This is a genomic window from Pseudoflavonifractor intestinihominis (assembly GCF_040096055.1).
GTDB lineage: Bacteria > Bacillota > Clostridia > Oscillospirales > Oscillospiraceae > Pseudoflavonifractor > Pseudoflavonifractor intestinihominis.
On record NZ_JBBMFK010000024.1, the window covers coordinates 26,764 to 48,978 of the forward strand.

Annotated in this window: 18 protein-coding genes and 2 riboswitches; of the genes, 7 read left to right on the plus strand and 11 right to left on the minus strand. The window is 65.5% G+C overall.

All coding sequences use genetic code 11. The annotated features are described in order from the left end of the window. Positions 1-172: 172 nt before the first annotated feature. The 3 genes from WMO64_RS13110 (at position 173) to WMO64_RS13120 (ending at position 1,842) form a co-directional block, all read left to right on the plus strand. Positions 173-388 (plus strand): hypothetical protein, encoded by a 216-nt coding sequence (locus WMO64_RS13110; RefSeq protein WP_294521237.1) that lies wholly within the window; start codon positions 173-175, stop codon positions 386-388. 64 nt (positions 389-452) lie between these two features. Further along, complete coding sequence (lspA, locus tag WMO64_RS13115) at positions 453-953, plus strand: signal peptidase II (RefSeq protein ID WP_294521240.1); 501 nt, start codon at positions 453-455, stop codon at positions 951-953. Continuing rightward, positions 928-1,842: an RluA family pseudouridine synthase gene (locus WMO64_RS13120; protein WP_349232256.1), complete on the plus strand. Its 915-nt coding sequence runs from the start codon at positions 928-930 to the stop codon at positions 1,840-1,842. The genes lspA and WMO64_RS13120 overlap by 26 nt, the downstream gene beginning before the upstream one ends. A 418-nt stretch (positions 1,843-2,260) precedes the next feature. Here the strand turns inward: WMO64_RS13120 and WMO64_RS13125 are convergent, their stop codons facing one another. Then, positions 2,261-2,758 carry a GNAT family N-acetyltransferase gene (locus WMO64_RS13125; RefSeq protein WP_294521245.1) on the minus strand — a complete coding sequence of 166 codons (498 nt, stop codon included), beginning with the start codon at positions 2,756-2,758 and terminating at the stop codon, positions 2,261-2,263. Positions 2,759-2,875: 117 nt separating this feature from the next. Continuing rightward, positions 2,876-2,993: riboswitch (TPP riboswitch) on the plus strand. Between the two features lie 69 nt (positions 2,994-3,062). Between WMO64_RS13125 and thiT the strand changes: the two genes are divergently transcribed. Further along, positions 3,063-3,653, plus strand: a complete 591-nt coding sequence (thiT, locus tag WMO64_RS13130; RefSeq protein ID WP_349232257.1) for an energy-coupled thiamine transporter ThiT — start codon at positions 3,063-3,065, stop codon at positions 3,651-3,653. 26 nt (positions 3,654-3,679) lie between these two features. Continuing rightward, entirely contained in the window at positions 3,680-4,489 is an 810-nt protein-coding gene (locus WMO64_RS13135) for an HAD-IIB family hydrolase (RefSeq protein WP_349232258.1), read from the plus strand. Positions 4,490-4,847: 358 nt separating this feature from the next. Here WMO64_RS13135 and WMO64_RS13140 read toward each other — a convergent pair whose 3' ends face one another. The 4 genes from WMO64_RS13140 to WMO64_RS13155 form a co-directional block, all read right to left on the minus strand. After that, positions 4,848-6,317, minus strand: a complete 1,470-nt coding sequence (locus tag WMO64_RS13140) for a M20/M25/M40 family metallo-hydrolase (protein WP_349232259.1) — start codon at positions 6,315-6,317, stop codon at positions 4,848-4,850. Between the two features lie 52 nt (positions 6,318-6,369). Continuing rightward, the gene (locus WMO64_RS13145) at positions 6,370-6,921 is read right to left on the minus strand and encodes a sporulation protein (RefSeq protein WP_349232260.1); all 552 of its coding nucleotides are present in this window, start codon (positions 6,919-6,921) and stop codon (positions 6,370-6,372) included. 916 nt (positions 6,922-7,837) lie between these two features. Then, the gene (locus WMO64_RS13150) at positions 7,838-9,217 is read right to left on the minus strand and encodes an MATE family efflux transporter (RefSeq protein WP_349232261.1); all 1,380 of its coding nucleotides are present in this window, start codon (positions 9,215-9,217) and stop codon (positions 7,838-7,840) included. A gap of 5 nt (positions 9,218-9,222) precedes the next feature. After that, positions 9,223-9,807 carry a hydrolase gene (locus WMO64_RS13155; protein ID WP_349232262.1) on the minus strand — a complete coding sequence of 195 codons (585 nt, stop codon included), beginning with the start codon at positions 9,805-9,807 and terminating at the stop codon, positions 9,223-9,225. 240 nt (positions 9,808-10,047) lie between these two features. Between WMO64_RS13155 and WMO64_RS13160 the strand changes: the two genes are divergently transcribed. Then, positions 10,048-11,469, plus strand: a complete 1,422-nt coding sequence (locus WMO64_RS13160; protein WP_294521264.1) for a radical SAM/SPASM domain-containing protein — start codon at positions 10,048-10,050, stop codon at positions 11,467-11,469. 48 nt (positions 11,470-11,517) lie between these two features. Here WMO64_RS13160 and WMO64_RS13165 read toward each other — a convergent pair whose 3' ends face one another. After that, positions 11,518-12,849: an MATE family efflux transporter gene (locus WMO64_RS13165; protein ID WP_349232263.1), complete on the minus strand. Its 1,332-nt coding sequence runs from the start codon at positions 12,847-12,849 to the stop codon at positions 11,518-11,520. A 132-nt stretch (positions 12,850-12,981) separates the two neighbouring features. Here WMO64_RS13165 and WMO64_RS13170 point away from each other — a divergent pair, with 132 nt between their 5' ends. Beyond that, positions 12,982-13,812, plus strand: a complete 831-nt coding sequence (locus tag WMO64_RS13170) for a MerR family transcriptional regulator (protein ID WP_294521270.1) — start codon at positions 12,982-12,984, stop codon at positions 13,810-13,812. A gap of 89 nt (positions 13,813-13,901) precedes the next feature. On the opposite strand, the gene WMO64_RS13175 is transcribed toward WMO64_RS13170, so the two are convergent. The 5 genes from WMO64_RS13175 to WMO64_RS13195 form a co-directional block, all read right to left on the minus strand. Then, positions 13,902-16,355, minus strand: a complete 2,454-nt coding sequence (locus WMO64_RS13175) for a right-handed parallel beta-helix repeat-containing protein (RefSeq protein ID WP_349232264.1) — start codon at positions 16,353-16,355, stop codon at positions 13,902-13,904. A gap of 50 nt (positions 16,356-16,405) precedes the next feature. Further along, positions 16,406-16,494, minus strand: a riboswitch (cyclic di-GMP riboswitch). A gap of 316 nt (positions 16,495-16,810) precedes the next feature. Further along, positions 16,811-17,863, minus strand: coding sequence for a tRNA 2-thiouridine(34) synthase MnmA (gene mnmA / locus WMO64_RS13180; RefSeq protein WP_349232265.1), 1,053 nt, complete (start codon positions 17,861-17,863; stop codon positions 16,811-16,813). 27 nt (positions 17,864-17,890) lie between these two features. After that, a complete protein-coding gene (locus tag WMO64_RS13185) occupies positions 17,891-18,364 on the minus strand; it encodes a hypothetical protein (RefSeq protein WP_294521280.1) in 474 nt (157 codons plus the stop codon). Between the two features lie 214 nt (positions 18,365-18,578). Further along, positions 18,579-20,444, minus strand: a complete 1,866-nt coding sequence (gene mnmG, locus WMO64_RS13190; RefSeq protein ID WP_349232266.1) for a tRNA uridine-5-carboxymethylaminomethyl(34) synthesis enzyme MnmG — start codon at positions 20,442-20,444, stop codon at positions 18,579-18,581. Between the two features lie 510 nt (positions 20,445-20,954). Next, positions 20,955-21,818 carry a metallophosphoesterase gene (locus WMO64_RS13195; RefSeq protein WP_349232267.1) on the minus strand — a complete coding sequence of 288 codons (864 nt, stop codon included), beginning with the start codon at positions 21,816-21,818 and terminating at the stop codon, positions 20,955-20,957. Positions 21,819-22,215: the final 397 nt, after the last annotated feature.

Sequence of the window (22,215 nt, forward strand, 5' to 3'; positions counted from 1 at the left end):
CGTTTTTGAGAGAGGGGATGCAGCCCGCCGAGGGCTTTTCGACACAAAAAGGACGGACACAGTGCCTGTGTCCGTCCTTTTTCCGCCTCAGCCGTTGTGAGGGGTGGAAAACCGTGCTATAATGTATCGCGGCAGCCAAGCCTTTGAAGGCCTATGAATTGGAGCTATGGGAATGGGTAAATGGTTCATGATACTGTCTGCCGCTGTTCTGGCACTCATATTCTGTGCTGTCGGCGTACTCTTCCGCAAAAAGGACCTCTTTTCCGCTCTCGACCATCCCCTTGCGAAAAAGTATCCCAACGTCTCAAAGCGCTTCGGCACAATTATGATATGCTTTGCGCTCCTGTGGTTCTTCCTCATCCTTGTTTTTATGCTTCCATCTCCCTGATTCCTGGCTTTTGGGTCAGAAATCCCACGCACGTCCACACTGAATATCAAAGGAGACTCTTGCTATGCCCTATGCCATTCTCGCCGCGGTGCTGGTAGTGGCCGACCAGGTGGTCAAATTCCTCATCCGGTCCAATCTGGAGCTGGGGGAGAGCGTGCCCTTTATCCCCCACATCCTCAACCTGACCTACTACCAGAACACCGGCGCCGCCTTCTCCCTCTTCCGGGAGCACACCTGGGTCCTGGCCCTCATCTCCGCCGTGGTGTCCGTGGCCCTGGTGGTGATCATGGTCAGGCGGGTGTTCCGCCACCCGGCGGGACAGGTCATTCTGGCCGTCATCCTGGCCGGCGCCGTGGGCAACCTGATCGACCGGGTGCTCTTCGGCTATGTGACCGACATGTTCCAGACCATTTTCATCAATTTCGCCGTGTTCAACGTGGCCGACTGCTGCCTGGTGTGCGGCGTCATCGCCATGGTGGTGTACGTGCTCTTCTTCTACGAGAAGCTGGAGAAGGCCCCGGCGGGACAGGAGGCAGACCATGACGCCGCTGACCCTGAGGGCTGACCGGGCAGGGGAGCGGGTGGACCAGTTCCTCTCCCGGCAGCTGCCCCAGCTCTCCCGCTCGGCGGCCCAGAAGCTGCTGGAGGAGGGGGCCGTCACCCGCAAGGGCTTGCCGGTGAAAAAGAACTACAAGACCGCCGAGGGGGATGAGCTGGTGCTCTCCCTGCCCGACCCGGTGGAGGTGGACGTGGTCCCTCAGGACATCCCCCTGGACGTGGTGTACGAGGACGGGGATGTCATCGTCATCAACAAGCCGGTGGGCATGGTGGTCCATCCGGCGGCGGGCCATCCCGACGGCACTTTGGTCAACGCACTGTTATATCACTGCGGAAAATCACTCTCCGGCATCAACGGCGAGCTGCGGCCCGGCATCGTCCACCGTATCGACCGGGACACCTCCGGCCTCATCATCGCCGCCAAGAGCGACTTCGCCCACCTGGCCCTGGCCCAGCAGCTCCAGGACCACTCCCTGTACCGGGAGTATGAGGCGGTGGCGGTGGGCGGCTTTAAGGAGGACGAGGGCACCGTCCGGGCGCCCATCGCCCGGCACCCCACCGACCGGAAAAAGATGGCGGTCAACTTCCTCCAGGGCCGGGAGGCCGTGACCCACTATACCGTGCTGGAGCGGTTTTCCGGGTACACCCACCTCCAGTGCCGGCTGGAGACCGGCCGCACCCATCAGATCCGGGTGCACATGGCCCACATCGGCCACCCCCTGCTGGGGGACACGGTGTACGGCTCCAGGAAGCCCTATCCCGGCCTGGCGGGCCAGTGCCTCCACGCCCGGCGGCTCTCCTTCGTCCACCCCCGTACCGGGGAGCGGATGACCGTGGAGTGCCCTCTGCCCGACTGGTTTGAGGCCGTGCTGGACAAGCTGCGGCGCATGAGCTGAACTTTTTCCACAAAAGCGCGGCACAATGTGGATACAAAAGCCCCCGCTCAGGTCTCTCCACAGAGAGCCCCGGGCGGGGGTTCTGTCTTGCCTCGGGTGAAGACTGAAACACGGCGCAGAGACTCCGTGCGGCATTGAGAAAGGTCATTGAATTGCAGCGGCTCACAGGTCCGGGCGGGTAACGCTGCTCGGGCGACGCAGGAACGACACGGACCAGCCGAACCGGCATAGTAACTGCTTTCAAGTTCGGCGGGTCATTGGACACCACCGCCGCCAGACCTCGTCCTCGCAAGCTGCGTATCGCTCGCCCCGGCATAAATGCCAGGGCTCGTTCACTCCGCTGCTCGTCCTCTCCCCACCGAACCCGCTTCGCTGGGCTTCGGCGGGGCCCCCGCATTGTCCCCGAAAGGCGTTCCCCTCATCCGTCATTTGCTTCGCAAATGCCACCTTCCCCCTGGGGGGAAGGCTTTTTCTCCATCACATAGTTGTTCAGGGTGACGCCCCGGCGCTCCACGGTCTGCTCCTTTACCACCCGCCAGCCCCGGGCCAGGAAAAAGGGGAGGGCGGTGCGGGAGGCGTGGGTGGTGTACCGCTGAGCGGGCACCGCCTGTTCCAGGGCGGCGCACAGGGCGGAGGCCACCCCACGGCGCAGATGGGTGTGGGCCACATAGAGCCGGTCCAGATAGCCGTCGGGGGCCATGTCCCCAAAGCCCACGATGGCCCCGTCCTCTTCCGCCACCAGGGTCAGGTGGGCGGAGAGGCTCTCATTCCAGGCCGCCAGATCCACCCCCTCCGGCGGCGCCCAGGCGTCCAGCTGGCGGGGGTCGTACTCCCCGGTGCAGGCCGCGTGCACCGTGTCGTAAAACAGCGCGCCCAGCGCCCGGCAGTCCTCCGGCCGGTATCTCCTCAGCTTCATGCAGATCCGCTCCTTTTTTCCGCCCCGATGGGCTGTAATTTCGGCATCCGTACTGTTTTCCCCCCGCGCCTTGACAAGGGATTCCTCCCTGGTATAAAATATTGCCCGACCGCAGACAATCGAACACAGGGGCGCTGGACGCAAGTCCGGCTGAGATGTGGAGGATAGCGCTTCTCCCGGTCCCTTGAACCTGATCCGGGTAATGCCGGCGTAGGAAGATGATTCGGCTATGATTGTCGTTTCTCTCGTACCGCATTGCGCCCGTTCGGCCTGCGGTACATATTTTTTCGGGAGGAATCCAATCATGCCTGTCGCAACCCCAACCCAGAAAAGCAAGTCCAGCAAGCGCCGCCTCTACACCCGGATGCTCTGCGAGGGCGCCATCATGGTGGCCCTGGCCCTGGTCCTCAACCAGCTGAAGATCTTCCCTCTGCCCAACGGCGGCTCCATCACCCTGGAGATGCTGCCCATCTTCTTCTACGCCGTCCGTTGGGGCGTGAGCCCCGGCCTCCTGGCCGGCTTCGCCTTCGGCCTGCTCCAGATGTTCATTGACGGCGCCGTGGCCTGGGGCTGGCAGTCCCTGCTGCTGGACTACCTGGTGGCCTTCACGCCTCTGGGCCTGGCCGGCCTGTTCAAGGGCAAGAACTGGGGCATCTTCGCCGGCACCGTGCTGGGCTCTGTGGTCCGCTTCATCGTCCACTTCATCAGCGGCATCACCATCTACGCCATTGTGGCCCCCACGGAGCTGTTCAACATGACCTTCACCAGCCCCTGGATGTACTCCCTGGCCTACAACGGCAGCTACATGGCCATCGACATGGCCCTGTGCCTGGTGGTGTTCGCCCTGCTGTACAAGCCCCTGAAGAAGTACTTCCTGGGCGCTGATATCTGGTAAATCACACTATGTAAGGGGGAAGGAAATTGGGTAAATTCGACCGCGTGCTGCTGGCCAGCGACTTCGACGACACGCTCTACAACTCCCGCCTGGAGGTGTCCGCCGAAAATGTGGCCGCCATCGAGTACTTTATCCGGGAGGGCGGCTACTTCACCGTGTCCACCGGCCGGGCCCACCGCACCTTCTCCCCCTATGTGCATCTGGCCCCCATCAACGCCCCCGTCATCCTGTCCAACGGGGCCCTGCTCTACGACTACGCCGCCGACCGGGTGGTCTGTGAGCTGCCTCTGCCCGCCGACGCGCCCCGGGACCTGGCGGTGCTGTCGGCGGAAATGCCCTCCATCGGCATGGAGACCTACCACGGGGACGACGTGTATATCCACCACCCCAACGCCTTTACCGACCGCCACGTGAAGCGGGTGGGCACCACCTGGACCCCCTGCGACCTGGCGGACATGCCCACCCCCTGGAGCAAGGCGGTCATTCAGGACGAGCACAAGACCCTGCTGGCCGCCCAGAAGTTCCTGCTGGACCGCTGGGCGGACAAGTACGAGGTCATCTTCTCCAGCACCGCCCTGCTGGAGATCACCGCAAAAGGCGCCACCAAGGGGGGTATGGTCCTCCGGCTGGCGGAGTACCTGGGGGTGGACCGGAAGGACATCTACTGCGTGGGGGACAACCAGAACGACATCCCCATGCTCTCCGTGTCCGCCATCCCCTTCGCCCCCGCCAACTGCGCCGACCCGGTCCGGGACTTCGGCGCCGTCATCGTCAAGTCCAGCGACGACCACTGCATTGCCGACATCATCCGCATCCTGGATGAGCGGTACAGCTGAACAATGCCATATTCAATGCCCGCCGGGATTCCGGCGGGCATTGTTTTTTCCACATTGTGCAGTCTTTTTGTGGACAACCCCCAGCCTTCCCCCCAGGGGGGAAGGTGCCCCCGAAGGGGGCAGATGAGGGGAACGACGATGCGGCGGTGGTGTCCAAGAAGCCGCCATACTTGAGAGCAGTTACTATGCCGGTTCGGCTGGCCTGTGTCGTTACTGCATGGCCCGAGCAGAGTTACCCGCCCGGACTTGTGAGCCGCTGCAATTTAATGACCTTTCTCAATGCCGCACAAAGTCTCTGCGCCGTGTTTCAGCTTTTGCCCGAGGCAAGCCTTCCCCATGGGAAAGCAGGGGAAGGCGCTCAATCCCGCTGGCGACCGATCTCCTCCAGGGTACCGGCCAGCAGGGCGGCGTAGGCGGGCAGGGAGGCCAGGGGCGCCCGCTCGTCGGGGGAGTGGGCGTCCAGGATGTCCGGACCGGACACCGCCATTACCAGTTCAGGGGCCTTCACGTGGAACAGAGAGGGCTCCAGCCCCACGTGGACGGCGGAGATGGTCATGCTCCGCCCCGTCTCGCGGCGGAACACCCGGTCCAGCAGCAGAGCCAGCGGGTTGTCCGGAGTGCCCTGCCAGGCGGGATAGCCGGTGGCGGCCACGGCAAAGCCGTTGTCCTCCGCCAGACGGCGGTGAGCGCCGGCCATGTCCGCCTCGTCCGCCGGGTCGGCGCAGCGGAGGAACTCCGCCACCTTGACCGCGCCGTTCTCCGTCCACACCCGGCCCAGGTTGGCCGACGCGGACACCACCCCGGGGAAGTCGGCGTGCCACCGCCTTACGCCGTAGGACAGACCCCCGGTCAGGGCCAGCAGGGCGGCCAGGCAGCCATCGTCCCACACCGTCTCCGGCGTCGGGACCTCCTTCAGCTCCGCCCGGAAGTCCGGGTCGCTGTCCCGGTGGGCCGTCTCCAGCTCTGCCGCCCAGCGGGCAAAGGCCGCCCGCAGGTCCAGGCAGCGGGCCCTGTCCGCCACCACCGTGGCCGATGCCCAGGTGGGAATGGCGTTGTGGGCCTGTCCGCCGGAGAAATCCGCCAGCTGCCAGGGGAAGGGCAGGCCGGCCAGCAGGGTGGTCAGGGCCTTGACCGGGTTGCCCCGGCCCCGGTGGATGTCATCCCCCGAGTGGCCGCCGGAGAAGCCGGACAGGGAGACGGTGAAGGCCTGTCCCGCCGCCGGGCAGGTGGCCAGGGGGCGGGAGAAGGTCTCCCGCCGTCCGCCCGCCGAGCCCACCACAGCGGTGCCTAGGTGGAAGCCGTCGGTGTTGAGCAGGTATTTGGCCCCCGCCAGCCAGGCCGGGTCCACCTCCCGTGCCCCCGCCAGGCCCACCTCCTCGGCCACCGTAAAGATGACCCGCACCGGCCCCCGGGACAGCTTCTGCCCCAGCAGCCAGAGGACGGCGGCGTTGCCCAGGCCGTTGTCCGCCCCCAGGGAAGACCGGCCGTCCGACCTCAAAAAGCCGTCCGCCGCCACCGGCCGGATGGGGTCCCGCTCGGGCACGTAGCCGCTGCCCGGCCGGACGGCACACACCATGTCCATGTGGCCCTGGAGGATGGTGAGGGGCGCGCCCTCACACCCCGGAGCCGCGGGCAGGTCGGCGGTCAGGTTGCCCGCGGCGTCCGCCGCCGGCGTCCCCCCCAGGGCCTCCAGCCGCCGGGAGAGCAGCTCCCGCTCCGCCTGCTCCCCGTGGGAGGGGTGGGGGACGGCGCACATCCCCCGGAACTCCTCCAAAATCCCCGCTGTGATGGCCTCCGGGCCACCCAGCCGCGCTGTCAGCTCTGTCATAATGCAAGCCCCCTGTGCTATGTATTATTTCTATTGTACCACACGGCGCCCCTCAGAGAAAGGCCTCCGCGCCCCCCAGCAGCACCAGCAGCACGCCGGACAGGGGCAGGGCGTATCTGCCCAGCAGGCGGCCCAGGGGGCCCGCGCCCAGCCAGCCCCCCAGAGGGATGAAGAGCAGCGTCACGCAGAAGTTGCACACCGCCGCCCCCAGGGGGGACAGCCCGCTGATACCCGCCGCCACCCCGGCCCCGGCGTTGTTCACCGCCAGCGCCGCCGCCAGAGGCACCCAGGCCCGCACACAGGGCAGGGGCTCCTCCGGCTCCACGGGGGAGCGGAGCCAGTCCAGCAGGAACCACAGCCCGATGCCCAGCAGCACCAGGCCGCCCAGCATATCCGCCAGCGCTCCGGGCAGAAACCGGCCTGCCGTGGCCCCCAGGGCCAGGGACAGCCAGGTCACCCCTGTGGTCACCCCCGCCAGGATCAGGCACCCCCTCAGAGACACCGCCAGCCCCCGGGCCGCGTACCCCATGGAGAGCAGGACCGTGTCCAGGTTGCAGGCCATGGTAAAGACCAGTATGGCCCCGATGGAAGCCAAAACGTCCAATTTCCCATCTCCCTTCCGGCCATCCTATGCCGGGAGCGGGGGAGGGGTGCGGCGGCGGCGCAAGCTTCCTACCATGCGGGGCGTCTTTACAAGCTGGGCGCAGTCTGAGGGACTTTCCCCTCATCCGTCATTTGCTTCGCAAATGCCACCTTCCCCCCTCGTCCTCGCAAGCTTTGTATCCCTCGTCCCGCCGCAAGCGGCAGGCCTCGCTCACTCCGCTGCTCGTCCTCTCCCCACACGACCCGCTCCGCTGGGCTCGTGTGGGGCCCCCGAAAAGCAGCCACCTCACTTGCCTCGGGCAGAGATTGAAACACAACGCAGAGACTGGGTGCGGCATTGAGAAAGGTCATTGAATTGCAGCGGCTCACAAGTCTGGGCGGGTAACTCTGCTCGGGCCATGCAGTAACGGCACGCGGGGCACCGAACCGGCATAGTAACTGCTCTCAAATATGGCGGCTTCTTGGACACCACCGCCGCCGAACGTACTCCGAAAGGGGGTACCAGGGGGAAACGGGCGCGTTTGGCCCTGAAAGGGCCCTTCCGCGCCTGTTGCCCCATGGCGAGCTTTGCCTACTTTCCCTCGCTGGAAAGCAGGCCGCCGGAGGCGCGTCCTCGCAAGCTGCGTATCGCTCGCCCCGGCATAAATACCAGGGCTCGTTCACTCCGCTGCTCGTCCTCCCCCCCACCGAACCCGCTCCGCTGTGCTTCGGCGGGGACCCCGTTTGCTTTGCTTAGTCCAGCTGCTCCCCTCATCCGTCTGGCCTTCGGCCAGCCACCTTCCCCCCAGGGGGAAGGCTTTTATTTGCGCTTTTCCGGGCTCACGCGGGACCCCGGAAAAAGCAATGTAACAGAAAAACCGGAGGGCTGCCGCATCAGCGGCAGCCCTCCGGGCGTTTTCCTTAATAATCATATTGTATCAGGCCTTGCCCAGCTCCATCTCCCGCCGGCGCAGGATCCGTGGGAACTTCCAGGCGAACATGAGGCCGGTCGTGGCGGCGGCCAGGAAGTCGGCCACCGGCTCGGCCAGATACACGGCAAAGACCTGGTCGCCGGTGATGATGTGGGGCAGGATATAGATGAGGGGAATGACCAGGATGATCTTCCGCAGCAGGGCCAGGAACAGGGACACCTTGGCCTGGCCAAGGGCCACAAAGGTCTGCTGGCAGGAGAACTGGACGCCCAGCATAAAGAAGCAGGCCAGGTAGATCCGCAGGGCCCACACGGCGGCCTCCACCAGCTCGGGCTTGTCGTTGAACATGGCCACAAAGGCGTGGGGGAAGAGCTCCACCAGCAGGCAGCCGGCGACGGAGTAGATGATGCCCGCGGTAATGAGCAGGCGGAAGGTCTTGCGCACCCGGTCCAGCTGGCCGGAGCCGTAGTTATAGCCCACAATGGGCTGGGCCCCCTGGGCCAGGCCCTGGAAGATCATGGTCAGCACCTGCATGATGGAGGAGCAGATGGTCATGGCCCCCACGAACTTATTGCCGCCGTATTTCAGCAGGGAGGAGTTGAAGGCGATGTTCACCAGGCTCTCGGTGGACTGCATGATGAAGGGGGCCACGCCGATGGCCACCACAGGCAGCAGGATTTTGGGCTTGAGGCGCAGGTATTTGAGCCGGATCTTCAGTCTGGTACGCTTCCCGGTGAGGAAGGCCAGCACCCACACCGCCGAAACCGCCTGGGCGATGATGGTGGCCAGGGCCGCGCCCCTGACGCCCATGTCGAAACCGAAGATGAAGATGGGGTCCAGCACGATGTTGATCACCGCGCCGATGACCACCGTGAGCATGGAGGTGGTGGAGAAGCCCTGGGTGGTGATGAAGTTGTTCAGGGCCAGGGCGATCTGGACGAACACGGTGCCCCACAGGTAGATGGTCAGGTAGTCCACGGCATAGCCGATGGTCTCCTCACTGGCCCCCATGAGCAGCAGCATGGGCCGCTGGAGGGGGAGAAACACCGCCATGACCACCACGGAGATGATCAGGATCAGCAGGGTACAGTTGCCCAGGATCTCCTCGGCCAGGTCGGTGCGGCCCTCGCCGGTGCGGATGGCCGCCCGGGAGCCGCCGCCCATGCCCACCAGGGCGGACAGGGCGGAGATGAACATGATGACGGCAAAGGTCACGCCCACGCCGGTGATGGCCATGTCCCCATCCGGCTTCATGTGGCCCAGGTACATCCGGTCCACAATGTTGTACAGGGCGTTGACCACCTGGGCGGTGACGGCGGGCAGCGCCAGCCGGCGGAGCAGCTGGGGGACCGGGTCTTTGCCCAGGTCATTGGTGCGCTTTGCCACGGTGATTACGCCTCCTCATTTTCCAGGAAATAAGTTGCCTCCATGTCGGCGGTGGCCAGGGCGAAGGCCAGGGGGAACTTCTGGAAGGCCTGGCCCACGGTGCGGGCGTCCTCGGTGCCCGAGAAGCCCATGTGCCACCGGATGGCCATGGCCTCCTCCCTGGTCAGGCGGAGGTAGCCGTTGACGATATACACGCTCTTCTCCCCGTGGCCGTAGGGCAGGGGGTCCTCAAAGGAGTAGGTGGGCACGGACTGCCACTTGCCGTCCGGCCCCTTCACGTTGCGGGTGCCCGGCTTGTAGCACCCGATCTTGCACACATCGTGGAGCAGGGCCACCAGGGCCACCGTCTCCTCGCTGTACTCCAGGCCGTAGAGCTCCTGGACCCGGGGCCGGGACAGATAGTCCACCAGACAGTGGTACACGTTCAGGCTGTGCTCACACAGGCCGCCGGCGTAGGCGCCGTGGAACCGGGCGGAGGCGGGAGCGGTGAAAAAATCGCTCTTGTTCTCCAGATAGTCCAGCAGGGCGGAGGCCCCGTTCCGGTGGATTTTCCCGGTAAAAATTTCAATAAATTCCTCTCGGGCGCTCATAACACTCCTCTTTTCCTGTTCATATTCTCCCATACGGTAAAATATAATTTTAGCATATGCGCCACGAAAAATCCAGCCGCTTTCCCCGCCGCGTCTCCCTGCCGCCCCCATATCTTTGGACAGTTTCGCGGTTTTGTCCCCAAATTTGACACTTTCCCCACTCTGTCCGTTGAGAATCGGCAGGGCCCGGAATAATTTAGTATCAAAGATTGTTCTACTGACGGACAAGGAGTGATTTTTATGCATATCCCCAACAGTTTGAAGCAATTCGGCATTGAACAGGCCGTGGACTACATCACCAAGGACCCGGAGAAGAATCTGCCTACTCTGATGAGCTGGGTGGACAAGTTCTCCCGTGGCAGCTTCCCCGCCCAGCGGGAGGCCATCCGGAACGCCATCGCCGACCCCAACCACCCCTACCACAGCCTGATCCTCCACATCGTGAAGGACATCGACCCCGAGGTGCTCAAGACCACCTTCGTCAACTTCTTCCTCAACGCCAACCTGATCGGCTGGGACAAGCAGGAGGCCGCCCGGGCCAAGTACCACTGCAACATCCCCTGGGCCATCCTGCTGGACCCCACCAGCGCCTGCAACCTGCACTGCACCGGCTGCTGGGCCGCCGAGTACGGCAACAAGCTCAACCTGTCCTTTGACGAGATCGACGACATCATCCGCCAGGGCAAGGAGCTGGGCGTGTACATGTACATCTACACCGGCGGCGAGCCTCTGGTCCGCAAGGCCGACATCATCCGCCTGTGCGAGAAGCACAGCGACTGCCAGTTCCTCTGCTTCACCAACGCCACCCTCATCGACGAGGCCTTTGCCGACGAGATGCTGCGGGTGAAGAACTTCATCCCCGCCATCAGCCTGGAGGGCTTCGAGGAGGCCACCGACGGCCGCCGCGGCAACGGCGTGTACCAGAAGGTCATCGCCGCCATGGAGCTGCTCAAGCGCAAGCGCCTGCCCTACGGCATCTCCTGCTGCTACACCAGCGCCAACTTCGAGTCCATCACCAGCGAGGCCTACTACGACAAGATGATCGAGCTGGGTGCCCTGTTCGTCTGGTACTTCCACTACATGCCCGTGGGCAACGACGCCGTGCCCGAGCTGCTGCCCACCCCCGAGCAGCGCACCGAGATGTACCGCCGTGTCCGTGACTACCGCAGCCGCAAGCCCCTGTTCGCCATGGACTTCCAGAACGACGCCGAGTTCGTGGGCGGCTGCATCGCCGGCGGCCGCCGCTACCTCCACATCAACGCCAACGGCGATGTGGACCCCTGCGTGTTCATCCACTACTCCGACACCAACATCCGGGAGAAGTCCCTGCTGGACGCCCTCCGCGGGCCCCTGTTCATGGCCTATCACGACGGCCAGCCCTTCAACGAGAACATGCTCCAGCCCTGCCCCATGCTGGAGAACCCCAACAAGCTGCGCGACATGGTGGCCCGGACCGGCGCCCACTCCACCGACCCCCAGTCCCCCGAGTCCGCCGAGCACCTGTGCGCCAAGTGCGACAGCTACGCCGCCTGCTGGGCCCCTGCCGCCAAGAAGATCTGGGACGACAGCCAGGCCAGCAAGCACCCGGACCGCTACGTCTCCGAGGAGGAGCGGGTGTCCCGCGAGAATCTCCGGGATCCCAGAGAGACCATCGGCCAGTAACCTACATACCAAAATCCCCGCCGCGTACCGCGGCGGGGATTTTTTCGTCTATCCGGCGTAGCCGTACCGCTTTCCGCCCCAGCGGAAGCACCACAGGCTCACCCCAAAGGACAGCAGCTCGGCCGCCGGCACGGCCAGCCACACGCCGTCCACCTCCAGCAGACGGGGGAGCAGCAGCAGCCCCGCCGTCAGGAAGCCGAAGGTCCGCAGAAAGGACAGCAGGGCGGACACCGGGCCGTTGGAGAGAGCGGTGAACAGGGCGGAGGCGAAGATATTCACCCCGGCGAAGAGGATCATGGGGGCAAAGAGCCGGAAGCCGTGGACCGCCAGGCCGTACACCTCCGAGCCCCTGGTGGAGAAGACGGCCACCACGCCGTCGGCCATGAACAGGGAGGCAAAGAACAGCGCCGCCGACGTCACTCCCACAAAGACCAGGCAGGAACGGAACAGGGCCCGGAGCCGGGGGCGGTTGTCGGCGCCGTAGTTGAAGCTGAACACCGGCGCCACGCCGATGGAGAAGCCGATGTACAGGGCGGTGAGGAGGAACTGGGCGTAGAGCACGATGGTGATGGCGGACACGCCGGGGGGGCCCAGCAGCTCCAGCATGGTCAGGTTGAACAGCAGGGTGACCACCGCGCTGGACAGGTTGGACACCATCTCGGAGGAGCCGTTGAAGCAGGCATTGGCCAGCATGCGGCCGTCCCACCGGGGCCGGGCGAAGCGGAGCCCCTGCCGCTGCCGGGCAAAAAACACCAGCCCCGCCACCGCCGGGATACAGTAGCCGGTGACCGTGGCCAGGGCGGCCCCCGCCACCCCCATGCCCCCCGGCACGATGAACGCATAGTCCAGCACCATGTTGGCCACGCCGGCGGCCACCGTCAGGCCCAGACCCAGCCCGGGCCGTCCGGCGGTGACGAAAAAGCTCTGGAACATGAGCTGGAGCATGCTCATGGGCCCGAAGAGCATGATGATCCGCAGGTAGGGCACGCAGTGGACCATCAGGTCCCCCTCGCCCCCCAGCAGGCGGCAGATGGGCTCCGCCGCCGCCAGGCCCAGCACCGAAAACGCCCCGCCCGCCGCCGCGCTCACCAGGATGAGCAGGGAAAAGCCCTCCAGGGCGGACTGCTCCTCCCCGGAGCCCATCCGACGGGCCACAATGGCGCTGCCCCCGGTGGCCAGCATGATCCCCGCCGCCATGATCAGGCACATGACGGGAAAGACGATGTTCAGAGCCGCCAGGGCGTCCTCCCCCACAAAGCGGGAGACAAACATGCCGTCCACAATGGTGTAGAGGGAGGTGAAGATCATCATCACCACGCTGGGCAGCGAGAAGCGGAGCAGGGAGAGAAAATCATAGTCCCTGTCCAGACGGTTTTCCATGGGAGGCACCGGCCTTTCTTGACAGAATCTTGATGCGTCAGATATTATAGGGTATCGGGTAACCCGATAGTCAAGAGCCAAATTCCCGCCCGCTCCGGGCGGCTGTTTCTGTCAGAGAGGAGGCGGCGGGACATGTGCGCAGTCCCCCAGGGCTATCTCACCACCGGCGACTTTGCCCGCCTGTGCGGCACCACCAAGCACACCCTGTTCCACTACGACCAGCTGGGCATCTTTTCCCCGGCGGTCAAGGGGGAGAACGGCTACCGGTACTACACCTTTCCCCAGATGGATGTGTTCTACGTCATCTCCACCCTCAAGGAGCTGGACATGCCCCTGTCCCAGATCAAGGCCTACCTGGACCGGCGCAGCCCGGAGGAACTGGTGGCCCTGCTGGAGGGGGAGGCGGGGGAGCTGGAGGACAAGATCCGCCGGCTCCGGCAGATGCGGGACCTGATCCGCCGGAAGGCGGCCCTGACCCGGGCGGCCATGGCGGCGGACCGGGAGGGGGTGCGGGTGGAGGAGCGGCCCCAGGCCCTGCTCATCACCACCCCCCGCAGGCCGGGGGAGAGCGTCAGCCTGGCCTTTGTGGCCCACATGCAGTTCCGGGAGGCCAGACACATCGTCAGCCCCTACCCGGTGGGGGCCATCATGGACCCGGAGAAGGCGGTGCAGCCCAGCCCCGACGGGTACTGCGCCTTTTACACCCAGATGGACCGCCGCCCCGGCGGGGTGCCCGTCACCGTGCGGCCCGCCGGGCAGTACCTGGTGGCCTGCCACACCGGCGGGTACGACACCGCCTGGCGCACCTACCGCCGTATGCTCTCCTGGGCACAAGACCAGGGCCTGCCCCTCACCGGCCCCTTCTACGAGGACGCCCTGCTGGACGAGCTGTCCGTGGACGGGTACGACAACTACGTGCTCCAGATGTCCATCCTCACCGCCCCGCCGGAGCATGGTCTGTAGAACAAAGGAGCCCCGCCTCTGAAATCAGGGGCGGGGCTCCATTATGCTCTGGTGCTGGAATTTCCTCTCGCGGGGTTCAGGCCGAAGGCTCAGCCCTGGTGGCGCTCCTTGCGGAACAGGACCACGGTCACGCCGCCGAACACCACCGCCAGGCACAGGAACACACCGCTGATGGCCCGGAACACAGGGGCGCTGCTGGTGGTACCGGTCTGGGGCAGGTTGCCGGTGGGGATGTCGCCGTCGGGGATCTCGGTCTGGCCGCCCTGGCCGGGGTCGGTGGTTTCGGGCAGATCGGTGGTGGGGGTATCCTCATCCGGGATCTCGGTCTGGCCGCCCTGGCCGGGGTCGGTGGGATCGGTGGTTTCGGGCAGGTCGGTGGTGGGGGTGTCCTCATCATCGATGTCCGTCTCCTTGTCGGCCACGTAGTACACGTTCACGGTCTTGTTGCTGTTGAGCACGCCGGTCAGGGCGTCGCCGCTGGTGCTGTCGTAGGTGTAGCCGTCGATGGCGATGGCGTCATAGGCGCTCACGTCATAGGCGCTGCCCTCAATGTGGCTGGGAGAGGTGTAGCTGGAGGCGATGGTCCGGCCGGTGTCCTTGTCCAGATAGTTGACGGTGACGTGGTAGTACATGTAGGACGGGACGTAGGGCTCGCCGTGGGCGGCCTTCAGGGCCAGATAGGTGACCTCGTCCGCCACAGGGGTGTACTCGTCGTAGTAGCCGTCCACGCTCCAGCGGCTGGTGGCATCGGCGCCCTTCAGGCCGTCCACATACCAGCCGGTGATCTTGTCGCCGCCGGTCAGGGTCAGGTCGCCGGACATCTGGCCGGCGGGTACCAGGTTGAGCACGTTGGGGTAGCCCTCCATGCCCATGCTGTAGATGTCGTCGCCCGCGCCGGCGGCGGTGTTGTTGTACACGGCCGCCCCCTCGCCCAGGGTCAGGGTGCCGTACAGGCTGGCGATGCCGCCGCCGTAGCCGTTGACGCCGGTGCTGTGCAGGGCCACGGCGTTGCCGGTGACGGTACCGGTGACGGTCACGTTGACCTGGTTGGCGTAGATGCCGCCGCCGTAGTTGGCGCCGGCGCCGCCGGTGATGGAGCCGGTCACGTCCAGGTCGCCCAGGTAGGCGTACACCGCGCCGCCGTAGCTGGGGCTGGTGCTGCCGGTGATGGCGGCGCCCAGGTCCAGGTCCATGTAGGCCGCGTAGATGGCGCCGCCGTACACGGTGGCGGTGCTGTTGGTGATGGTAGTCTCGCTGTCCACAGTGGCGGGCACGTTGTAGCTGCCCTTGATGCCCTGGATGGCCAGCGCGCCGCCATAGCCGCCGGTGCTGTCGGCGATGGTGCACTTCTCCAGCTTCAGGCTGGTGTCCATGGTGAAGGTGTCGGCCACCAGGATGGCGCCGCCCATGACCGCGGCGGTGTTGCCGGTGAAGGTGCTGTCGGAGATGACAGCGGGGCCGCTCTGGTGGGAGATGGCGCCGCCGTTGCCCGCGGTGCAGCTGTTGTCAGTAAAGGTGCAGTTGGTGACGGTCAGGCTGTTCTGGGCGCCGGAGCAGAGGCCGCCGCCCATACCGCTGGCGGTGTTGCCGGTGAAGGTGCAGCCGTCAAAGCGCAGAGCTTTGACGTTGTCCGCGTACGCGCCGCCGCCGCCCGAGCCGCTGACGCTGCTGTTGCCGGTAAAGGTCACGCCGGTAAAGGACACGGAATTGCTGTTGCTGCAGTACACGGCGCCGCCGGTGCCGCCCTGGTTGCCGGTGAAGGAGCTGTCGCTCACCGCGACGGTATCCACGCCCAGCATGTACAGCGCGCCGCCCAGGGTGTTGGCGTCGTCCCGGCCGTTGCTCTCAAAGGTGCAGCCGGTGACAGTGACCGAGGGGACCTTGGGCGCGTCGGCGCCCTCGCTGGTGGTGGGGCCCTTCACCGCCACGGCGGAGCCGTAGTTGGTGCCGGCGGTGCCCACATTGTTCTCCAGGGTGCAGCCCTCCATGTACAGGGAGCTGTCGGTCCACAGGGCGCTGCCCGTGCCCGCCACGTTGTTCTCAAAGGCGCAGTCCACCAGGGTCAGGGTGCTGGCCTTGCCGGCGGTGCAGTAGATGGCGCCGCCGTAAAATGCCGCGTTGCCCCGGCCGGCGCTCTGGCCGCCGTCCAGTGTGCCGTTCTTTACGGTCACGTCCACCGCGGCGCCGTCAGGGCTGGTGATGACCAGCAGCTGGTCCGCGCCGGCGCCCTTCAGGCTGTGGCCGTTCAGGTCCAGCACCAGGCTCTTGCTGATGTTTACGGCCCCGGCCAGCTCCACGTCCCCCTCCAGGGTGACCGTGCCGCCGGCCTCGGCGGCGTCCACCTGGGCCTGGAGGGCGGCCTGGCCGTCGGTGGGCTGGGTGTCGTCAGGGTTCTCGCCGGGGGTGGGGTCGGTGCCGCTCAGCACCTCCGGGCTGCCGGTGCTCTCCGGCTCCTCCGCCGCGATGGCGGCGGTGCCCAGCATCCCCACCACCATGCACAGGGTGAGGACCATTGCTAAGATCTTCTTCGTCTTTGCCAGCATATTTCATTTCTCCTTTCTTTCTCCGCTGCGGGAGAAAGGTCTATGAAATCTGCGGCGGCCGGACCGGCATGGCGGCAGCTGCCGCTTTAGCCTCCTGGCTTTGCGTCCCGGCCTTTCGGCCGGTTTGCCTTTGTCGCTTCTTCAGAAGGGGAGACCATCCCGAGTCAGGTCCGCCCCCGTCTACGGCAATACTGTATCATGCAACGGTTACATTTCGGTCACATTTCAAAAAATGTTTTTTATTTATATTTCTATTGTGAAGGAATGGGATCTTCTGTTCCCGCTTCATCCTCCCTATATGTGCGTATTCCCCCCTGATTTTCTATAAAACACTCATTTTCATTCATTTCCGCGCTTTTGTTTTCCATAGAAAAACATTTTTCTGTCATCTCTTTTTTTCGTAAAAAAACAATGGCTCTCCCCGCCAGCGGGGAGAGCCATTGTTCCTTCTGTCTCTATGGGCCGGGGACGGTCCGGTCCGCGCCGGTGATCCAGCCGCTGGCCGCCACCACGTCCCCCAGGTAGAGCACCGCCAGCTGGCCCGGCGTGGGGGCCCGGGCGGGGGTTTGCATCTCCAGCACCACGCTTTCCCCGTCGGCACGGGCCACGGCCGCCAGCTCGGTCTTGGAGTGGCGCAGGCGCACCGTCACCTCCAGCGGCTCCGGCAGGCCGTCCACGGCCAGCCAGTTCATGTCGGCGCAGTATACCCGCCCGGCCATCAGGTCGGCGCCGTCGGACAGCACCACCTTGCCGCAGGCCGGGTCGATCTCGGTCACATAGTACTTGTGGGGGCCGGACACCCCCAGCCCACGGCCCTGGCCCAGGGTGTACCGGTGGATGCCTCCGTGGCGGCCCAGCACCTTGCCGTCCCTGTCCACAAAGTCCCCGGGCGGCGGCACCGCGCCCCGGCGCTCCAGCCAGGCGGCGTAGTCCCCGTCGGGGATGAAGCAGATCTCCATGGAGTCCGGCTTGTTGGCCACCGGCAGCTCCGCCGCCCCCGCCATGGCCCGCACCTGGGTCTTTTCGTAATCACCCAGGGGGAAAATTACCTTCTGTAATATATCCTGGGGCAGCCGGGAGAGCATATAGGACTGGTCGTTGGCCCTCAGGCCCTTGCGCAGCAACACCCTGCCGTCGGGGGCCAGGGCGGTGCGGGCGTAGTGCCCGGTGGCCACCTTGTCCGCGCCGATCTCCTCCGCCAGGGCCAGCAGGGCGGGGAACTTCACCGTGGGATTGCACCGGGCGCAGGGCAGGGGGGTGCGCCCCGCCAGATAGTCCGCCGCAAAGGGGCCGCACACCTGGCGCTCCAGCGCGTCCCGGATGTCCGCGGTGTGGAAGGGGATGCCCAGTCGGTCGGCCACGGCGGCGGCGTCCGCCTTTCCCGTGCCCCCCAGGCCGATGTCCAGATACAGGCCGTGGACCTCATAGTCCCGGCTCAGCAGCTCTGCCGCCACGGCGGAGTCCACTCCGCCCGACAGGCCCAGCACTACCTTTGGCTTTGTTGTCACGTGCTTGCTCCTTTATTTAAAAATAAGTCAGAACCGGACGCCGGGGTCCGCCTCCAGCTGTCCGTCCGCCTTGAGCAGGGAGGCCGCCGCCTGGGCTGTCCCCTCGGGGACGGTGTACCAGGCCGCCCCGGTGGTGTCCGACGGGGCGTAGCCGTTCCAGGCATAGGCCAGACCGCCCTCGTACAGGGCCAGCTCGCAGTTCTCCCACAGGCGGAACACCACCAGCGGCTCTCCCTCCGCCTCCTCCTGGGTGATGGTCCAGCCGGGCAGGTCCAGGACGTCCACCAGACCGCTGCCGTCCTCCAGGGTGTAGTACACTCCGCCGGTCTTGCCCAGAGCGCCGCCGCTCAGGTGCTGGGCCAGGCCGTCGGGGGTGATGCTGTCGTCCAGGGGGCGGCCAAACCAGCTCAGCAGCGCCCACGCCCCCACCGCCGCCAGCAGCGCCAGCGCTGCCAGGGCGATCTTGTTGAACCGCACGCCCCGGCGTACTTCTTTTTCCATCCTATCCTCATTCATCACGGCTATTCGCCTCCTTTTCTCCACAGTCTACCCGGAAAATGTGGACAGCCTGTGAAGAAATCGTGACGATTTTTTAAGCCCGACCCACCTTTCCCCGGAAAACGGCAGCGGGGCGGTTCCCCTCATCCGTATCGCGCCCAAAGCCTTCCCCCTGGGGGGAAGGTGCCCCCGCAGGGGGCGGATGAGGGAAATGGCGTCAGCCCCGCTCCAGTGCGATCATCAGCGCCGCGATGTCAGCAGGACTCACGCCGGAAATCCGGCTGGCCTGGCCCAGGTTCAGGGGACGGATTTCCGACAGCTTCTGTCTGGCCTCCAGCCGCAGGCCCTGGAGGGATTGGTAGTCCAAATCCGGGGGCAGGGGGCGGCTCTCCAGCCGGCGCATCTCCTCCACCTGCCGCTGCTGCCGCTCGATATAGCCCCGGTACTTCAGGTCGATCTCCACCGCCTCGGTGACGGCGGCGGGCAGCTCCGGCCGCCCGGGGTCCAGGGGAGAGAGGTCGCCGTAGGTCATGCGGGGACGGCGGAGCAGGTCGGCCAGCCGGGCCCCGTTGGGGGCGGGGGGCTCCCCCTTGCCCGAGAGCAGGGCGTCCAGGGCGGGGGAGGGGGACACGCCGGTGTGCTCCAGCCGGGCACACTCCCGGTCCACGGCGGCGTACTTGTCCAGCATGGCGCGGTACCGCTCCTCGCTCACCAGCCCCACCTGGCGGCCCAGGCCGGTGAGACGGCGGTCGGCGTTGTCCTGGCGGCACAGCAGCCGGTACTCGGTGCGGGAGGTCATCATCCGGTAGGGCTCGTTGGTGCCCTTGGTCACCAGGTCGTCGATGAGCACGCCGATGTACCCCTGGTCCCGGCCGATGACCATGGGGGGACGGCCCAGCAGCTTCAAAGCGGCGTTGATGCCCGCCACCAGGCCCTGGGCGGCGGCCTCCTCATAGCCGGAGGAGCCGTTGAACTGGCCCGCGCCGTACAGGCCGGGGATTTTTTTGCACTCCAGGGTGGGCAGCAGCTCCGTGGGGTCCACGCAGTCGTACTCGATGGCGTAGGCCGCACGGGTCATCTCGGCCCGCTCCAGGCCGGGGATGGTGTGGAGCATCTCCACCTGTACCTCCTCGGGCAGGGAGGAACTCAGACCCTGGATATACAGCTCCTCCGTGTCCAGGCCCATGGGCTCGATGAAGAGCTGGTGCCGCTCCTTGTCGGGAAAGCGGACGATCTTGGTCTCAATGGAGGGGCAGTACCGGGGGCCAATCCCCTCGATGGTGCCGTCGTAGAGGGGGGAGCGGTCCAGGTTGGCCCGAATGACGGCGTGGGTGGCGGCGTTGGTGTAGGTCAGGTAGCACACGGCCCTGTTGGCCGGGGGCGCGGCCGTCTCAAAGGAGAAGGGCTGGGCGTCCGGGTCGCCGGGCTGGAGCTCCATCTTGGAGAAGTCCACGCTCCGCCGGTGGACCCGGGGGGGCGTGCCCGTCTTGAAGCGGCGGATGGACAGCCCCAGGGATTTGAGGCACTCGGTCAGGGGCAGGGCGGCGGCCAGACCGTCGGGGCCCGAGTCCCGCACCACGTCGCCCACGATGGTGCGGCCCCCCAGGAAGGTGCCGGTACACACCACCGCGGCCTGCACGGCATACACCGCCCCGGTGGCGGTGACCACCGCGGACACGGCGCCGTTCTCCGTGCGGATGGCCACCACCTCGGCCTGCTTGACCCACAGGTTTTCCTGCCTCTCCAGGGTGTGCTTCATCACCTTCTGGTATTCCCGCCGGTCGGCCTGGGCCCGCAGGGACCACACCGCAGGGCCCTTGCCCCGGTTCAGGATGCGGTACTGGATGCAGGCGGCGTCGGCGGCCCGGCCCATCTCGCCCCCCAGGGCGTCGATCTCCCGCACCAGGTGGCCCTTGCCCGTGCCGCCGATGGCCGGATTGCAGGGCATGTTGCCCACCGCGTCCAGGTTCACGGTGAAGCACACCGTCCGCAGGCCCAGCCGGGCGGCGGCCAGCGCCGCCTCAATGCCCGCGTGGCCCGCGCCGATGACCGCAATATCAAAGGTTCCCGCAAAATATTCCATGGTCAGTTCTCTTTTCTTTATATTGTGGGGGTAAAATGCCTTCCCCCGGGGGAAAGCCTATGGGGCGCGTCCTAAGCCTTCCCCCCTCTGGGGGGAAGGTGGCATTTGCGCAGCAAATGTCGGATGAGGGGAAATCTCTCAGTTCGCAGGCGGTTTGTGGATACAAGGGGAACGGCCTCCGGCGGCCTACTTTCCAGCGAGGGAAAGTAGGAAAAGCTCGCCAGGGGGCAACAGGCGCGGAGGGCCCTTTCAGGGCCAAACGCGCCCGTTTCCCCCTGGTACCCCCTTTCGGAGTACGTCCGGCGGCGGCAAAATTCAATCACCCGCTGTATTTGTGAGCAGTTACTATGCCGGTTCGGTGCCCTACGTATCGTTCCTGCGTCGCCCGAGCAGAGTTACCCGCCCAGACTTGTAAGCAGCTGCAATTCAAGGGGCGTTCTCAATGCCGCACGCAGTCTCTACGCCGTGTTCCAGCCTCTGCCTGAGCGGGCTTTATGCCTGTTTTACCTCTTACTCCCCCGATTTCAGCACAATGACCGGCAGGTGGGGCCGGTTGAACAGCCGGAAGGAGATGCCCCCGTTGCCCAGGCCCCGGGACACCATCAGCGTGCCGCCTCCGTCCAGGGGATAGAGCCCGGCGGTGTGGGTGGGGAAAAACCGGCGGCGGGTATTGTCGATGAGCCCGTCGGTAAAGGGCAGCCGGATCAGCCCCCCGTGGACATGGCCGCAGAGCGTCAGGTCAAAGCCGCACCGGTCGTACACCTGGTAGTACTCGTTCCGGTGGGCCAGCAGCACCACGTAGGGGTCCCCCAGGGCGGCGTGGATCTCGTCGGACAGCTCCTCCGGGGTCTTCTGGTCGTAGGGGCCGTTGGGGTCGTCGATGCCCGCCAGGACGATGGTATCCCCGCCCCGCTCCAGGGTCAGGTACTCGTTGGACAGCACCGTCACGCCCTGCTCCTCCAGCAGGCTCTTCACCGTGGCCGCCTCCTTGATGGCCCACTCGTGGTTGCCCGTCACATAAAAGGTGGGGGCGATGGCGGTCAGGCCCCTGGCCAGGGGCTCCAGAATGCCCATCTGGTCCGGGTCGTCGATCACGTCCCCGGTGATGGCAATCAGGTCGGGCTCCAGCGCCGCCGTCTTTTCCAGCAGAATTTTGTTGTCCTCCCCGAACTCCCTGCCGTGGAGGTCGGAGATCTGCACGATGCGGTAGCCGTCAAACCCCGCGGGCAGCCGGTCTGAGGCAACCGTGAGGGTCTCGGTCTGAATCCGGGTCTGTTGGTCGTAAAAGAACAGTCCACCCGCCACAAGCACCAGCACCGCCGCCAGCAGGATCAGCGGCCCTCTGCGCCGGGGACGGGATTTCCTTGTTGCCATGAAGCGCCTCCAGTTGAAAAATGGACCGGCGGCACCGCCGCCTTAATGATGCCGTATCCCATGACGGCGGCGCCGGAATGATCTCCCGCCGGGAGTTCCGGTCGCCCTGAAAGGGGCGGGAGAGCCGGCCTAAAAAACAAAAATAACGATGGCCGGGCAGCGGCTATTATACCACGCCCCACCGCCCCCACGCAAGAAAAGCCGCCCGAACCCCGCCGCCCGGCGGGCGGCGGGACGGGGTTTTCTTAAGATTTCGCCCCGTTTTTTAAGCTTACTCCCCGCCCCGGCCCCTTTCGTAGGAAAAATCTCCCCTTTCCCGCCCGTTTTCATGTAAAAAAGTATTGACGTAAAGGCAAAAAGCGTGTATGATACCGTTTGTAACCAGTTTGTAATCATT